General features: G+C 42.5%; 1 pseudogene. It reads right to left on the bottom strand.

The window, feature by feature from the left end:
* Positions 1 to 209: 209 nt before the first annotated feature.
* Positions 210 to 1,150, bottom strand: a pseudogene (locus F6K37_RS46020) (hypothetical protein); the annotation flags it as partial.

Genomic DNA, 1,150 nt, shown 5'->3' with positions numbered 1-1,150 from the left:
CGTAGGGTGGGCAAAATGATATTATCTAGAATTTTTCAAAGAACCAAAGGGTTTTTGCCCACCCTACAAGCTTATTAAAGGGGTTTTCAGCATTTTGAATCTTAGAACAGTGCGTAGGGTGGGCAAAGTGATATTATCTAGAATTGTTAAAAGAACCAAAGGGTTTTTGCCCACCCTACTTACTATTGCGTCATTGTTCAATCTTGGGTAAAATCCTCAAAGGTTCTAACTTTCAGAGCTTCTTGGAAATAAGCATTGGCAAGTTCAAGATTCTGTGCTTTATCACCTTTGATTCGCTTACGGTAAGCAATACCGAGATTATATTTTGTCTCTGCCCAATCAATAGGAAATGCCTCAAAGGTATAAACTATAAGAGCCTGTTGGTAACAAGCGATTGACCGTAGGTCACGCTACGCGAACGCATCTTCTAGGTTTTGTGCTTTGGGACCTTTAATTCTTTCATAGTAAGCATTACCGAGATTGTTTTGAGTCGATGCCCATTTTTCGGGAAATGCTTGACTGGTGCGTACTTCTAAAGCCAATTGGTAGCAAGCGATTGACCGTAGGTCACGCTACGCGAACGCTTTTTCAATATTCTGTATTTTCTGACCTTTGATTCGGTTACGGTAAGTAATACCGAGATTGAATTGAGTCGATGCCCAATCAATAGGAAAAGCATCACGGGTGTAAACGGCTAAAGCCAATTGGTAGCAAGCGATTGACCGTAGGTCACGCTACGCGAACGCTTGTTCAATATTCTGTCTTTTCTGACCTGTGATTCTGTAATAGTAAGCACGACCGAGATTTTTTTGAGTCGATGCCCAATCAACAGGAAAAGCATCACGGGTGTAAACGGCTAAAGCCAATTGGTAGCAAGCGATGGCATTTTCTAGGTTTTGTGCCTTCTGACCTGTGATTCTTTTACCGTAAGCACGACCGAGATTGAATTGAGCCATTGCCCATTGTTCCGGAAAAGCTTCACGGGTGTAAACGGCTAAAGCCAATTGGTAGCAAGCGATGGCATCTTCTAGGTTTTGTGCTTTCTCCCCTGTGATTCTGTCAGAGTAAGCAATACCGAGATTGTTTTGAGTCATTGCCCATTGTTCGGGAAAAGCTTCACGGGTGATAACAGTTAGTGCCACTTCATAGC

The sequence above is a fragment of the Moorena sp. SIO4E2 genome, assembly GCF_010671945.1.
Taxonomy (GTDB): Bacteria; Cyanobacteriota; Cyanobacteriia; order Cyanobacteriales; family Coleofasciculaceae; genus Moorena; species Moorena producens.
Note: the sequence above shows the minus strand (reverse complement) of the source record. Positions and strands in the feature narration are given on the sequence as shown.